The 13750-nt window shown below is 57.3% G+C and carries 11 protein-coding genes and 1 pseudogene; 9 read left to right on the top strand and 3 right to left on the bottom strand.

Annotated features, from left to right (window positions below; genetic code table 11):
• Positions 1-102 precede the first annotated feature (102 nt).
• The 4 genes from ACYVHH_RS12415 to ACYVHH_RS12400 are packed head-to-tail and all read left to right on the top strand — an operon-like array spanning position 103 to position 6732.
• On the top strand, positions 103-2070 hold the full coding sequence (locus ACYVHH_RS12415) for a hypothetical protein (RefSeq protein ID WP_460565491.1): 1968 nt from the start codon (positions 103-105) through the stop codon (positions 2068-2070).
• Positions 2067-3506, top strand: coding sequence for a hypothetical protein (locus tag ACYVHH_RS12410; protein WP_460565490.1), 1440 nt, complete (start codon positions 2067-2069; stop codon positions 3504-3506). The genes ACYVHH_RS12415 and ACYVHH_RS12410 overlap by 4 nt, the downstream gene beginning before the upstream one ends.
• Complete coding sequence (locus ACYVHH_RS12405; protein WP_460565489.1) at positions 3506-4717, top strand: glycosyltransferase; 1212 nt, start codon at positions 3506-3508, stop codon at positions 4715-4717. The genes ACYVHH_RS12410 and ACYVHH_RS12405 overlap by 1 nt, the downstream gene beginning before the upstream one ends.
• Positions 4714-6732 (top strand): acyltransferase family protein, encoded by a 2019-nt coding sequence (locus tag ACYVHH_RS12400; RefSeq protein ID WP_460565487.1) that lies wholly within the window; start codon positions 4714-4716, stop codon positions 6730-6732. Before ACYVHH_RS12405 ends, ACYVHH_RS12400 begins: the two co-directional genes overlap by 4 nt.
• Positions 6733-6736: 4 nt before the next feature.
• Here the strand turns inward: ACYVHH_RS12400 and ACYVHH_RS12395 are convergent.
• Positions 6737-6996 (bottom strand): annotated as a pseudogene (locus ACYVHH_RS12395) (IS3 family transposase); the annotation flags it as partial.
• On the opposite strand from ACYVHH_RS12395, the gene ACYVHH_RS12390 reads away from it, so the two are divergent.
• The 5 genes from ACYVHH_RS12390 to ACYVHH_RS12370 all read left to right on the top strand — a co-directional run bounded on the left by ACYVHH_RS12390 (position 6937) and on the right by ACYVHH_RS12370 (position 12876).
• On the top strand, positions 6937-8331 hold the full coding sequence (locus tag ACYVHH_RS12390) for a glycosyltransferase family 4 protein (RefSeq protein WP_460565486.1): 1395 nt from the start codon (positions 6937-6939) through the stop codon (positions 8329-8331). The pseudogene ACYVHH_RS12395 and the gene ACYVHH_RS12390 overlap by 60 nt on opposite strands.
• A 69-nt stretch (positions 8332-8400) precedes the next feature.
• Positions 8401-8997: a sugar transferase gene (locus tag ACYVHH_RS12385; protein WP_460565516.1), complete on the top strand. Its 597-nt coding sequence runs from the start codon at positions 8401-8403 to the stop codon at positions 8995-8997.
• Positions 8994-9626: an acetyltransferase gene (locus tag ACYVHH_RS12380; protein WP_460565485.1), complete on the top strand. Its 633-nt coding sequence runs from the start codon at positions 8994-8996 to the stop codon at positions 9624-9626. The genes ACYVHH_RS12385 and ACYVHH_RS12380 overlap by 4 nt, the downstream gene beginning before the upstream one ends.
• A gap of 19 nt (positions 9627-9645) precedes the next feature.
• Positions 9646-10887 (top strand): DegT/DnrJ/EryC1/StrS family aminotransferase, encoded by a 1242-nt coding sequence (locus ACYVHH_RS12375; protein ID WP_460565484.1) that lies wholly within the window; start codon positions 9646-9648, stop codon positions 10885-10887.
• 45 nt (positions 10888-10932) lie between these two features.
• Positions 10933-12876, top strand: a complete 1944-nt coding sequence (locus ACYVHH_RS12370) for a polysaccharide biosynthesis protein (protein WP_460565483.1) — start codon at positions 10933-10935, stop codon at positions 12874-12876.
• A gap of 14 nt (positions 12877-12890) precedes the next feature.
• On the opposite strand, the gene ACYVHH_RS12365 is transcribed toward ACYVHH_RS12370, so the two are convergent.
• Both ACYVHH_RS12365 and ACYVHH_RS12360 read right to left on the bottom strand, forming a co-directional pair.
• Positions 12891-13358: a helix-turn-helix transcriptional regulator gene (locus ACYVHH_RS12365; protein ID WP_460565482.1), complete on the bottom strand. Its 468-nt coding sequence runs from the start codon at positions 13356-13358 to the stop codon at positions 12891-12893.
• A gap of 32 nt (positions 13359-13390) precedes the next feature.
• Positions 13391-13738 carry a DUF6920 family protein gene (locus ACYVHH_RS12360; protein ID WP_460565481.1) on the bottom strand — a complete coding sequence of 116 codons (348 nt, stop codon included), beginning with the start codon at positions 13736-13738 and terminating at the stop codon, positions 13391-13393.
• Positions 13739-13750: the final 12 nt, after the last annotated feature.

Here is a 13750-nt window from a genome sequence, read left to right as displayed (position 1 = left end):
GCCTATTTCAACCCCTCGCAGGCTCACCAGATGAGCCTGGCTGAGGTTTGTCGCTAAGCACGTAATGAAATCGGAATCGGATTCCGCGTGCGACAGATAGTTATGGCATTTTTATCCCTGATAATACTGCGCGCAGAAACGCACGTCCGGATCGCATTCTTGATTCTTTTTGCGTTTTTGCCGGCGTTGTCCGCACATGCGACCGCGTTGCCCGAGATCAATGACCGTCCCTGGGATCGCGCGATGCTCGACCCGATTTTGAACTCGAACCTCGCGCTTAACGGTTCACAGGCTATCAGCTTCCCAGAAGCTTTCCGCAAAGGTCCCGATCAGATTCTTCCCTGCTGGTCTGAGTATTTTTTCCCGCAGAACCGCATAAAACTTCATTCCCTGGATGTGAGTTCCAACATCTATGTCAGGTCCGTGCAATACTTCTTCAGCGGAAGCGAACCTGCTTATCGGGTGATGCTCAAGGGACGGTTCGCGACACAAGCAAAACTGCAACTCAGGGCGCTTATTTGCACGAGTGCCTGCGACATGGTCGACGTCCCGCTCCAGCGGACGAATGCCACCACATTTACGGGCGAGATGCCGCCGGGTGAAAAGCTTAGCTACGCCGGGGGTTTCGTCATTGGGGTCGGGGCGGGCGTTGAGAGGCTTGACGGAATTCGCGTCGCAAACTCCTCGGTCCTGAACGATAGCCAACTTATGGAACGCGATCGACGATCCATAGGCATGTGTTACGAAACAAAGAGTCCGCTTGTGGGCTCGGTCGCATACACCGACTTCATTCCCATGCTCGGCATCGCGGCGCTATCGCTCGCGCTGATTTGGATACTCGCGCGTCGACGCGAGACTTTCCCCCTGATCCTATCCCTCGGATTTTTCGCCACGAACGTGGTCGGCCTGTTCCTTCTTTACTTCGGGCTCAGCGACATCCGACTAGAACAAGCCGTGGCCGACCGCAGCTTGATCGTTTCCTTGGCCTGGTATCAGTGCCTCGTGATTACCATGGCCTCCGCGTGTTATTTGGGGATGAAAAGGCTGCTCCCTAAAGTGGTCCACCTGCCCGATCTCTCGGTGAGTTACCACTTGCCTTCCACGTTGGTCGTCTATGGCATTCTGTTCGTGCTTAGCATTTGGTTCGGGTTCCGTGATGTGATTGACTACTACGTCACCTTGATGAGCGACCACATCCCCGGTGCCGCTACGCGCGCTTCCGTAATTCGCAACAACATTTCTTCAAATGCGCTTGGCATCAAGTCGCACTGGTACAAACTGATTTTCACCGACATCCCGACCTTCCTAAATTTGCTTTTGATTGTCTACTCGACCTACACGCGCCGCTTCTGGTTGGCCTCGGCCCTCTTCGTCGCCCAATCTTTCTTGTTGGTGCTCTCGGGTGAAAAAGCCCCAATCGTCTGGCACCTGGGCGCAGTCGTGTTCATTTTGATAACGTTATATCGCACGCCTCCCAAGACTGTGCTTCTCAGTTTCGTAAGCATAACCGCGTTGGGTTGCTTACTTGTGATCTGGGGCCCGAAATCGGTTCTTCTATGGGCGGATCGCGCGTTGCTCGGCTCCCTGACCGTCGCCTATACGGCTCTGAAGATCTTTCCGGCGGAACACACGTTTCTCGGAGGGGCCAGCTTGAGGATTTTCGATTTCGGGATCACGGCCGAACAGTTCGATCTGGACCTTTTCATGTGGAGACAAATTTTCCATTCGTCGTACTTTTCTCACTTGTCGGGGACCGCGACCGGCCCATTCTGGCTTCAAGGTTATGCGAATTTCGGCGCGTTCGGCGCCGCTCTATTCGCCGCGACTTTCGGCCTTATCTTGGCCGCGGTGGAGTTCCTCGCCTCCAAGATTCGCCATTCATTCGTCCGCACAGGTCTATTGGCGTGGCTGGTCGGCCACTACGCTTCGTTCGGAGAAAGCAATTTGACGAGATTCATCCTTGATTTTTACCTGTTCGGGCTTATCGCATTCATTGCGCTGTACGGTGTGTTATCCGTCGCGGCGCGCAAGGTTTCCGCGAGACTGGAAACGAAGGGAGTCGCAAAGTGAATTTCGTCGGAGTTCCTCACAGAAAACAGTTCGTAATCGGTCCGCACGCGCAGCTCTCCAAAATCACCTTGCCAGACCGATTCCGCGAAACTGAGCTGAATGGAGGTTTATCGATTCGCTTCTGCCCCGATCTGCGAACGACCTCAGCCAAGGACGAAGAAGGCAAAGTGGTTTTCCTGATCGGCACCGTGGTCGAAGCGAATGCGGAAAAGCCTTCGCCCGAACAGATTCTGCCTAGGCTGAACCATGGAAACATCGAAGCGATGACGGCCTCTTGGTGCGGACACTGGCTTCTTGTGATTGGCGACTTCATTTACGGCGATTGCTGCGGACTGTTATCCTTGTACCAACCGCGCCGTCGGCTCCTCGATAAATTCGGCATCCTGTTCTGCTCGAACAGCCCCGTGTTGATGAGTCTGATTTACGGGCTCGACATCGAGGAGTTCAGCCCCAAAAAGACGGCTCTCTTCCCGATGGCGCCTAAGACTTTTGTGCCGGATCTGCGTACCATGCTCGCCGGTGAGAGATGGAATCTCCATTCGGCAGAGCGTTCTTTTCCATTCGTCCTCTTTAAGCCCGCGGATATCGAACCCGATGAGGTTCGCGCGAAAGTGGCAGATTTTCTGAAAACTGCGGTCACGCGTTTGCACGAAACCACGAATGAGACCCTACTCTGCGCGCTCAGCGGTGGTTACGACACCCGCCTCAACTTGGCGGCGAGCAAAGCTAGCGGCGTTCCTGTCCGCGCCTATACATTTGAAAAATCGTATTTCTATATCACCGAAGCGGATCGCCTCCTGCCCCCTCAGATCGCGAAAGCGAGTGGCGTCGAACACAAGATGATTCGGAGCGGTTCTCCGAGCTTGGCGCGCGCTCGCGCGTATATCGAGCATTCGGGCGGAATGGTCAGTTCATTCCCCGGAAGCGGATACGACCACTACGTACATGGGTATTGGGATCAAGCCGGTCTCGGAAAACCGGTGCTTGACGGCCAGTGCTATGAGCTTGCCGTCAATTACCATCGGAACAAATTCCCGGTGGACTTCGGCCTTTCGCACCTCCGCCTATTTGGCTTCAATCTAACGGAAGAGGACTACTCCGAGCTACAGGACTACTGGCAGAACCAACCGCTATCCGAAAAGTTCGATCGCCGGGATTTGATCTTTTGGACTGGCAACATCAACGGCGTGTACGCGCGCATGACCCAAGAACATGATTTGTTTGCCGATCTATTCTATCCTGCGTGCAACCGCGAGCAGTTTGACCTATTGCTCTCGGTGCCGCCGGAAATCCGTGAGGCGTGCCGATTCCAGGCAACGATCACTTCCCTTTTGTTCCCGAAACTCGATGAATTTCCGTACAATCCGCCCGAACCCTTGCTCAAACGTGTCGTGAAACGGACGCGGAATGAAATCCTGAAATTGTTGGATTTGTAATGCAAAGCCGCCCGTCTCCAATTAAACATAGTGTGCATTCGGTCGCAGTCAAGGGCGCAACCGGGCTGAACGTTCACATCTACCCTTCCAATCTCAATAACGAGTCACGTATCTTCAAGATCGCGAAGTCCATAGTCCGCAATGGAATATTCGCGAAAGTCGAAGTCTTCGGGAAGCACGAGCATGGGCTAGCGGAGCGGGAAGCCCTCACCGAAAATGTCGAACTCGTCCGACTCACCGCTTCCGCGTTCGGCCTGAAAGGCACACCAGCAAGAGTGCTTAAAGTACTGACTTGGTACGGTCGTGCATTCAAGGCTCTCTTGCGCGTTCGCCCTGACTGCATCAACGCGCACAGTCTGCCGGTTCTTCCCCTTTGTGCGGCGGCGAAGATCATCACAGGCGCGAGACTCGTGTACGACACACATGAGCTCGAGACGGAGGTCATGCGCTCCAAAGGATTGCTCCGTGTGCTATATAAATTCACTGAAGCGGCGTTTATCGGGTTTTGTGACGAAATATCAGTTGTTAACGCTGAAATCGCAGATTGGTACAAACGGCGTTACGGATTCGAGCGTGTTTGGGTCGTCGAGAACGTTCCGGAAATCAAAGAAGTCCCTCCTGAGAGATCAGGAGCGCTTCGCTCTGCGCTGTGCATAGCGGAGCAAGACCTGATATTTCTTTATCAAGGATTGCTCTCGGACGGCCGCGGATTGAGAAAGTTGCTGAACGTCTTCCGCGACGTGCCGAATGACCGACACTTGGTTGTGATGGGTTACGGGCCGCTCGCTCAAGAAATCAAGAAGGCCTCAGCCGAGCTCGCGAACGTGCATTACCACGATGCCGTGCCGGTCGATCAATTGCCTGTATTTACGGTCGACGCGGACGTCGGCTTCTCCCTAATCGAGAACGCCTGCCAAAGTTACTATCTCAGTTTGCCGAACAAGGTTTTCGAATACATTTCGTGCGGGGTTCCGGTCATCGCTAGCGATTTCCCCGTGACGAAGCGGGTCTTGGAGTCGAAGGCTTGCGGCTGGATCATCACGCCCCAAGAAGACGCGATCCGCAACTTGGTCAGTTCGATCTCCCGCGAGGATATCATTCTGAAATCCAGATTAGCGAAAACGGCGCGCGAGACCATCGGCTGGAAGTACCAAGAGATCGAGCTCACGCGTATGTATTCCCGGCTCCTTACGAACATCCCATTGAATTGAATCAAAATCTCCCAAGGAATCGTTATCGTCCCGATATCGACGGACTGCGCGCTCTGGCGGTGGTGCCAGTTGTCCTTTTTCATGCGGGTGTCGCCGGGTTTAGCGGAGGCTACGTCGGCGTTGATGTTTTCTTCGTCATCTCAGGGTACCTGATTACGGGGCATATTCTTTCGGACATGAAGCGCGGTGCGTTCTCGGCCGTGGATTTCTACGAACGACGCGTACGACGAATATTTCCGGCCCTAGCGGCAATGGTGCTATTCACCTTGCTGGGAGGATTGTTTCTAATGACTCCGTCAGAGTACCTTGAGGCAGGGCGCGCTGTGCGCAGTACTGGGTATTTTTTCTCGAACCATCTTTTCTGGGAAACTCAGAACAATTACTGGAATCAGAATGCGCTGGCGACTCAGCCGTTGCTTCACACATGGTCGCTTGCCGTCGAAGAGCAGTTCTACATCGTATTGCCTGGTCTGCTGGCGGTGCTTCACCGATTGAGGCGAGGCGGCGATGTGTCTCTTCCCGCACGCAACAAGTTGGCCTTTACATGGATATTCGGTGCGCTAATGGCCGCCTCGCTGGTTTGTAGCGTGATCTGGATGTCGGCAGATTCAGCTGCGGCGTTCTATCTGCTTCCTGCGCGTAGTTGGGAATTGCTGGCGGGAGGGCTCTTGGCGGTCTGGCTCATTGATAAGCCGACTCGTCGTGCAAGCGCGCTTATGGCTAATGTATGCGGATTCTTAGGGCTGACATTGGTGGCGGTACCCGTTCTTGCGTATTCGGAGAGCACGCCTTTTCCAGGATTGAGCGCCATGCCTGTAGTGCTTGGCACATGCCTGTTGATCTATGCGGGCTCGTGCGGGACTCCACATCCGTGGCCCTCGCGACTGCTCGCGCTACGCCCGCTTGTGTTCGTTGGGTTGATCTCCTATTCTTTATATTTGTGGCATTGGCCGCTGTTGGTGCTCTTTCGGTCGGCCGGATGGTATGGGTGGAAACTGCCCGAGATGCCGATTGCGGTTGTTCTAGCGGTCGTGTTTGGCATCTCGTGGCTGTCCTGGCGCTTCGTCGAGCGGCCATTTCGCCGTCGGTCTCGGTTGGACGCCGGGTCCCAGTTGACAATGGGTGTCGGTATCGCCGTGTTGCTGGCTTTCATTGCTGGGGGGTCAATCGCCATTAAGATTGGAGAGAATTCGTCGAAGTATCCGATGCCGTTACCGGAGGCAGTGGTTCGGCTCGGCGATGAGATACGGGAAACTCCAGGCATACGGTGTGAGGGAAATGCTGATCTGTCTGAAATACGTCTAGGCAGGGGCGGCTGTGTACTTGGCGATCTAACTTCGTCTTCGAGGGCGCCTGAGTTTGTGCTTATCGGTGATTCGCACGCACGGATGTGGGTTGCGGGTTTGGATCAGCTTGCCAGAGAGCTCGGCGTTTCCGGGATTGCATTCACTTATTCGAGTTGCACGCCGGTGCGGGGGTATATTCCGCCAAGCCGTCCGGAATGCGCCGCGATCATGGATGCACTTTTCGATTTTATCGCGGCGCAACCGGTGCGTAGAATTATCCTCGCCGGGTATTGGGTGGATTCGGCAGATGCGGCGAGATCTTCGGCTGTTGGTAGTGGGATTGATTTTTGGTCGGCAGTTGAGCAGACCGCCACGTTCCTCCGCCGGGCGGGCAAGGAGGTGGTATTCGTCGAAGATGTGCCGGAGCTCGCCAATAACTTGATGCCCTATCGCAAGGGAATTGAGAGTATTAAGGGACAGGGGCAGGCCGCTTTCGGCCCATCCTTGGCAGAGCATCTATCGCGTCAGAGCGCGGCACTTGAGGTTTTCAAGCGGATGGAGGCGCAATCCGGAATTCGGACGCTTTCGCCAACGTCTGCATTGTGCGGGACGGGGCAATGCATGGTCGCGCGAGACTCTCGTACGTGGTATCGGGATATGCATCACTTGACGGACTACGGCGCTACTCAGTTGCGAAACATATTTCAAACAGTACTTGTCGCGAATTGATCAATTTGAAAGCTCGGTTGTAGATGATCTCGATGTATTCAGTAATCTCCCGTTTCGCTTGTTCGCGGGAGGGGTACGCCGATGATGAACCAATTCGCTTTTCAGCCATCGCCAGAAGCTTTCCTTCGGCTCATTGTCCCAGCAGCCGTCCCAGCGACTCATTGAAGCCTGCATGCCGAATTGCCGTAGCGGTTTCTGGTAGTCATGGACGTAATACTGGCTGCCTCGGTCCAAGTGGTAAATCGTCCCTTTGCCGGGGCGCCTGTTCTTCGGAGCGGAGCCGACAGCCGCGTCGCCAACGCGCACACCGACGAAACATTGGACTTCACCGACTTCAGCCTACCTCAACCTTCGACTTGTGAGTTGCCCTTGAAACATGTTTGGATCGTGAATCACTACGCGCAGATCCCGACCGGCACCGGTGGCACGAGGCATTACTCCATCGCGCGAGAGTTGATCAGGTGCGGGTGGACCGCGACTATCTTCGCATCCAGCGTGGAATTAAACACCAACCGTCAACGGCTTGCCGAAGGCGAAACCCACCGGGTCGACGAAACGGCTGCTGGAAAATTCTATTGGATTCGGTCGCCCGAGTACTCGGGCAATGGAATCGGGCGAATGCTCAACATGTTTCACTTCAGCCTTCGCCTGTTAACGGTTCCAAAAGTGGGAGTAGTGCCCAACCCGGATGTCATCGTGGGTTCGAGCGTCCATCCGTTCGCCGCTTTCGCCGCGATGATTCTGGCCTTTATCCGCCGGACCCCGTTCATATTCGAAGTGCGAGACCTTTGGCCGCAGACGCTGATCGATCTAGGGCGGATCAAGCCGATGAGCCCTCTAGCGATCCTACTGAGGCTAATGGAACGCATCATGTATCGACGATCCTCGCTCATCATCACCCTTCTTCCTGACGCATGGAAATACATTGAACATTTCGGGGTGCAGCGCGAAAAAATCCGGTATGTTCCGAATGGGGCAGACTTGGAAATCTTCAGTGAACCGGCCGATTCCGGCAAGGACAAGGAGCCATTCTGCCTCATGTACTTCGGCTCCTTCGGAAACGCGAACGGCATCGATCAATTGATCGAGGGAATGGCCGAGGTTCGCGTCGCCGACCCGAATGGCAGGATCGTCCTGGATTTGATCGGTGAAGGACCGCTGAAAGCACATTACCAGCATCAAGCCGAGTCCCTTGGTTTGAGCCAAGTTCGTTTTCAACCGGGCGTTCCGCGATCCGCTATCCCTAAGATCGCCGCAGAGGCGGATGCCTTCGTGGTTTGTCTGCCGGACATTCCGCTCTACAAATTCGGGATCAGCCTCAATAAGCTTTACGATTACATGGCTGCAGGCCGACCGATCATCTTCGCCGGAAATCCCAGCAACAATCCTGTCTCGGAAAGCGGCTCCGGAATTTCGATATCTCCCGGCGATCCAGTCGCTTTCCGCGATGCCGTCCTAAGCATCGTGCAAATGCCGGCGGCGCAAAGAGCGGAATTGGGCCGCAAAGGTCGTGATTTCGTCCGCGCGAATTTCTCGTTTGAAATGATCGCCAAGCGATTCGCGGCGGTTTTGGATAACGCACTCAAACACGACACGTAGGCGCAAACGCGAACACCGATCGAAAGGATGGGCGCATCATTCCTTGAAATGGCGAGACAATGGCACCCTATGGCGAAACGAATAATGGATATCTTGATGGCGAGCGCGGCGCTGATGTTGTTGGCGCCGCCATTGCTGTTGCTGTCGGTTTTGGTGCGTATCAGCTTCGGTAGTCCCGTGCTGTTCCGCCAGGTCCGCCCTGGCCTGCACGGGCGGCCTTTCATGATGGTGAAGTTCCGTACCATGACGGACGAACGCGGCGCGGACGGTGAGTTGCTGCCTGATGCCCAGCGCCTGACCGCTTTTGGTCGTTTTTTGCGCGCTACCAGCCTCGACGAGTTGCCCGAGTTGTGGAACGTGCTGCGCGGAGAAATGAGCCTGGTGGGCCCGAGGCCCCTGCTGATGGAGTATCTGCCGCTGTACTCGCCAGAGCAGGCGCGCCGTCATGAGGTGCGGCCAGGAATCACAGGCTGGGCGCAGGTGAATGGCCGCAACGCCCTCAGTTGGGAAGAGCGCTTCAAGCTTGACGTCTGGTATGTCGACCACCGATCGCTCGGGCTAGATCTGCGCATCCTCTGGCTAACGCTGCGCAAGGTTATCGTACGCGAAGGAATCAACGCGAAAGGCGAGGCGACAATGCCAAAGTTCACGGGGAGCAAACCATGAGGCGGCTGGCCCTGCTCGGTGCCAGCGGCCACGGCAAGGTGGTCGCCGATGCGGCCCTTGCTGGCGGCTGGGAAGCGGTGGACTTATTCGACGACGCCTGGCCGCAGTGCCAACAGAACGGCCCTTGGTCCGTGACGGGCGACTGCGCTACGCTGCTGGCGCGTCTCAAGGAATTCCAGGGCGTGATCGTGTCCATCGGCGACTGCGCCGTGCGCTGGGACAAGCACCAGGCCTTGCAGGCTGCAGGTGCGCCGCTGGTCACTGTGGTGCATCCGGCCGCCGTGGTCAGCCGCTACGCCGCGCTGGGCGCGGGCACAGTGGTGATGGCGGGCGCGGTCGTGAACATCGACGCCGTCGTGGGCCAGGCCGGCATCATCAACACCGGCGCTACGGTGGATCATGACTGCCGCCTGGGAGACGCCGTGCACATCTGCCCGGGTGCGCACCTTTCAGGTAACGTCCAGGTCGGCCACGGCAGCTGGGTGGGCGTGGGGGCTGCCGTGAAGCAGGGCATGATCCTCGGTGAGCGCGTCATGGTGGGCGCTGGTGCTGTGGTGGTGCAGGCCGTGCCCGACGGGCTCACGGTCGTCGGCAATCCCGCCATGCCCATGGGCGCGGGCAAAACATGAGCGCAGAGTCATCAAGATCATGCTAAACACGCCTTTCTCCCCCTGGCCCAGCTATACCGAAGAGGAGGCTCGGGCCGTGCAGCAGGTGCTGCTGTCCAATAAGGTCAATTACTGGACCGGCAACGAATGTCGCGAGTTCGAGCGTGAGTTCGCCGCCTGGTGCGGCACGCGCCATGCCATCGCCCTGTCCAACGGCACCCTGGCGCTGGACTTGGCCCTCAAGGGCCTGGGGATCGGCCCGGGTGACGAGGTGGTGGTCACCCCGCGCACTTTCATCGCCAGCGTTTCCTGCGTGGTCAACGCCGGTGCGATTCCGGTGTTTGCCGACGTCGAGGCCGATAGCGGCAACCTGTCCGCTGCCACCATCGCGCGCGTGTTGACGCCGCGCACCCGGGCCGTGATCTGTGTGCACCTGGCAGGCTGGCCCTGCGATATGGACCCGATCATGGACCTGGCGCGCCAGCATGGCCTGAAAGTGATTGAGGATTGTGCGCAGGCCCACGGAGCGCGCTACAAGGGCCGTGCGGTTGGCAGCATTGGCGATGTCGGCGCCTGGAGCTTTTGCCAGGACAAGATCATGACCACGGGCGGTGAAGGTGGTATGGTCACCACCAACGACGAATCCCTGTGGCGTGCCATGTGGGCGTACAAGGACCACGGTAAGAGCTACCAGGCCGTGTACGAACGGCAGCACCTGCCAGGTTTTCGTTGGTTGCATGAAAGCTTTGGCACCAACTGGCGCATGCTGGAAATGCAGGCGGTCATCGGGCGAATCCAGTTGCGCCGCATGGCCGAATGGTCGGCGCGCCGACAGGCCAACGCGGCAGTGCTGGCAGCGGCACTGCAACCCTTCGCTGGTGAAGGCGGACCAGTGCGCCTGCCGCAGTTGGGCTGCATCGGGTGTGGTGGGGGTTGCGGCCCGGGTGGCGCACAGCCCTGTGCGATGGGCTGTGTGCACGGCCAGTACAAGTTCTACGCCTACGTGCGCCCACACATCCTGGCCCCTGCCTGGAGCCGCGACCGCATCATCGAAGCCATCAACGGGCAAGGTGTGCCCTGCTATCAGGGCAGCTGTTCCGAGGTGTATCTGGAAAAGGCTTTTGAAGGCACGGGCTGGTGCCCAGCCCAGCGGCTGCCTGTTACCCGTGAATTAGGTGAAACCAGCCTCATGTTCCTGGTTCATCCAACCTTGACCTCAGCGGAAATTGTAAAAACTTGTCAGGTTGTTGCGGGTGTCTTGCGTGAGGCTTCAAATGGATGATCTGTCTTCCGGGGGCACCGGCATTACGGTTTGGATCTGCGCGATATGAAACAGCCGCTGTTTAAACTGGCCGTTCCCATCCTTGCCCTGCCGCGAGCAGCAAAGCGATTCGTCGCTTTGTCAGTCGATCTGGGCCTCTGCGTCCTGACGGCGTGGTTGGCTTTTTATCTGCGGCTGGGGGAGTTTATCGCTTTGTCTGGCACCGCTTTGTGGGCGGTGGCTGCATCAGTAGGTATAGCGCTACCCATTTTTGTGGTGTCGGGCCTGTACCGCGCTATCTTCCGCTACAGCGGTTGGCCAGCGTTGCTGGCGGTGGCTCGTGCCGTAGGCATTTACGGCTTGCTCTATGCGTCCGTCTTCACTGCCATTGGTGTTGTTGGCGTCCCGCGCACCGTCGGAATCATTCAGCCCATTCTGCTATTGCTGTTTGTGGGTGCATCGCGCGCACTTGCCCGAGTTTGGCTGGGTGATCAGTACCTGGGCATTCTCAAACATGCCTCGCGCCCCAAAGTGCTGATCTACGGTGCGGGCAATACAGGGCGCCAGTTGGCGGCGGCCATGGCCAATAGTCACGAAATGCAGGTGGCAGGGTTCCTGGATGACGATGATCGTCTGCACGGCCACGTGCTAAACGGCCAGCCTATCTACAACCCGGCAGACCTAGACAACCTAGTCACTACGCTCAATATCAGCGATGTGTTGCTGGCCATGCCCAGCCTGTCGCGTCGCCGCCGCAACGAGATTCTGGGGCAGATTCGTGTGGCAAAAGTCGCTGTGCGCACCCTGCCCAGCGTCACCGATTTGGCGCAAGGCAAAGTCAGCATCTCCGATCTCCGTGAACTGGAGATTGACGACCTACTTGGCCGCGAGCCGGTGATGCCCAATCACATCCTTCTGGCGATGAACGTGCGCAGTAAGATCGTGATGGTGACTGGTGCCGGCGGCTCAATCGGTAGCGAACTTTGCCGTCAGATCCTCTCCGTGGGTCCGAGCAAATTGCTGCTGATCGAGCAGAGTGAATTCGCCCTCTTTGGCATCCACCAAGAACTCGAAGAAAAGCTCGCAGGCCGTGGCATCGTCCTTGTACCCTTGCTGGCCTCGGTTCAGGACAATGAGCGCATGCACGAGATTATGTCCACGTGGCATCCGGACACGGTCTATCACGCCGCCGCCTATAAACATGTGCCCTTGGTCGAGCACAACCCGGCCGAAGGAATCAAGAACAACGTACTCGGCACGCTGCGAACGGCGCAGGCTGCTGCCGAAAACGGCGTTTCGGACTTTGTGCTGATCAGCACTGACAAGGCGGTGCGTCCGACCAACATCATGGGCGCCAGCAAGCGACTGGCGGAAATGGCCCTGCAGGCCTTAGCGGCAAGCACCTCCGGTACCAAATTCAGCATGGTGCGATTTGGCAATGTATTGGGGTCTTCAGGCTCGGTCGTGCCCAAGTTCCGGCAACAGATCCGCGACGGTGGTCCGATCACACTGACGCACCCCGAAATCACCCGCTACTTCATGACCATCCCTGAAGCTTCGCAGCTGGTGATCCAGGCAGGCGCAATGGCCAAAGGGGGCGACGTGTTTCTCCTCGATATGGGCCAGTCGGTCAAGATCATGGACCTAGCGCACCGCATGATAGAACTTTCAGGCTTGACCGTCAAAAATGAGCAGAACCCCGACGGCGACATCGAGATCGAGATCACCGGCTTGCGTCCTGGTGAGAAGCTTTACGAAGAACTGCTCATCGGTGACAACCCCAAGCCAACCTCCCATTCGAGGATCATGAAAGCCCACGAGGAGTTCATCCCGTGGGCAGAGCTTGAAGGCCAGCTCAGATCGCTGGAGATGGCGCTCAATGTGAACGACGTTGGCGTCATCCGGCTGATGATGGAAAAGCTCGTCAGTGGCTACACGCCGAGCGATGAGATCGTGGATTGGGTCTATCTGGAGCAGGAAGCCGAGGCTCAAGCATTGGGTTTGGCTTGATGATGCAATCGTCGTCACCGGGTGCGGCCAGCGAAACCTGAGCGCAAACGGGTGCGGCGAGGGCCGGCATGCAACCAGATGGTGATTGGTGGTGCCGGGCGAATTGTGGTTTTGATTTGGCGTTTCGGTTGATCAACGATCTGGTGGTGGGTGCCTCCGTCCGACTTGGTCGACTCACGAAGGACCTCCGCTTCGAAGGCTTCAACGTCATGAACGCGGTACCGGACTTGGGCGCCAAGTTTGAGAAACATCGGACCGCCTGCTTCGGTTCGCCAGCGCTCCAGCGTCGCTTCGCTGATCTGCCAGCGTTCAGCCAGCTCGGTTTGGGTCATGCATCGTCCGTCCATGTTTCGCATCCGTTCGCAGGGGTTTTCAGGACTCCAATGAAGGCGCTGGAAGCAGAAGAAGTCAAGGTGGATGTTTTTCTCCCTTGGTTTCAGTGCGTAGTCGCAAATGCGAGGGGTGTAGGGCGAATCGGACAATCACCCGAATCTTTCCTCACTGACCCGCAGCATTACCCAGGCGTTTTGGAGAAAGGTTCGAAACCAGACGCCTTTCCACCACCAACGAATCGCATGCGTTCGCCGCGCGCCACCTCGCCACGGTCACGCAGATTCAGCAGCGTGAAAAGCCCCAGGATGGCGGGCTCCAGGATGCCCTCTCCATCGACATAGGCGTCGTACACATGCACCGCCAGCCCGGGCGCCATGAATACCCGGCCGTCCCAGACGAAACCCTGCCGCCTTGTCACAACGCGCTGGCGTGAAGTGAAAGGCTTCCACTGCCCCCCCTGGCTCATGTTGAACATGCCCTCGTGCGCCACGTCGGCGGCGCGGACCAGTGGCGTGCCTGGCGGCAGCACCAGACGCAGGTG

Source organism: Hydrogenophaga aquatica, assembly GCF_054780915.1.
Note: the sequence above shows the minus strand (reverse complement) of the source record. Positions and strands in the feature narration are given on the sequence as shown.